The following is an 833-nucleotide window of genomic DNA, read 5'->3' on the forward strand; positions in this document are numbered from 1 at the left end:
GTCAATTTTCAAATTTTTTAATTGACAAAATAATATCAGTATGTCTATTGTCGAATCAGGTGCTTGAAAAACACCTTGAATCGATAGCGGATAGATTACCGAAACAATCTTTTCTCCGCACATTAAAGGCTTTGACTCATTGTATGTTACACGCATATAATGACTTTGTCGGGTGTGGTTACGCTATACAATACCCTTTATGGGGAAAGCGTAACGACGGACTATCGACCGTGTTTTTCAGCACCCGGCACTCTTATGGAGTGTCAATGAAAAACCTCTAATCGATAGGAGTTCATTATGAACATTCTTATAAAAATATCAGAACAAACAATTGATCAGGAAACAGTTCAAACCGTTAATGCGCGTGAATTGCATGCATTTTTAGAAGTAGGTCGCGACTTTACGACATGGATTAAAAACCGCATAAAAACATATAAATTTGTTCACACAAAAGACTATATTCTAACGTTCCCCAAAACGGGGGAGCGTCAAAATGTAAACATGACAGAGTACCATCTCACTCTAGACATGGCAAAAGAGCTTTCAATGGTTGAACGTAACGAGAAAGGACGCCAAGCACGACGTTACTTTATTGAATGCGAGAAAAAACTAAGAAACCAATCTGTTGATTATGATCGTGATGCGCGCTTTGATTTGCCAAGCTATTGGGAAGGTATGAACGCTGGTGAAAAAGTTTTGTATCTTCTGGGTCCAATTCATATGCGTCTTATTGACGCTTTTAGAGTGGACGAAGAAAACAGAAAATACAAAGCCCTCATTAAAGAAGCAAAACAGGTATTAGAAAAATCTATTGTAAAAGCGGCTTAGTTTAA

General features: G+C 37.6%; 1 protein-coding gene. It reads left to right on the top strand.

Translation table 11 applies throughout. The annotated features are described in order from the left end of the window. Positions 1-297: 297 nt before the first annotated feature. Positions 298-828 carry an antA/AntB antirepressor family protein gene (locus ACFIKE_RS11885; protein ID WP_375627568.1) on the top strand — a complete coding sequence of 177 codons (531 nt, stop codon included), beginning with the start codon at positions 298-300 and terminating at the stop codon, positions 826-828. Positions 829-833: the final 5 nt, after the last annotated feature.

This window comes from Bartonella sp. MU70NMGDW (assembly GCF_042194085.1).
GTDB lineage: Bacteria > Pseudomonadota > Alphaproteobacteria > Rhizobiales > Rhizobiaceae > Bartonella > Bartonella grahamii.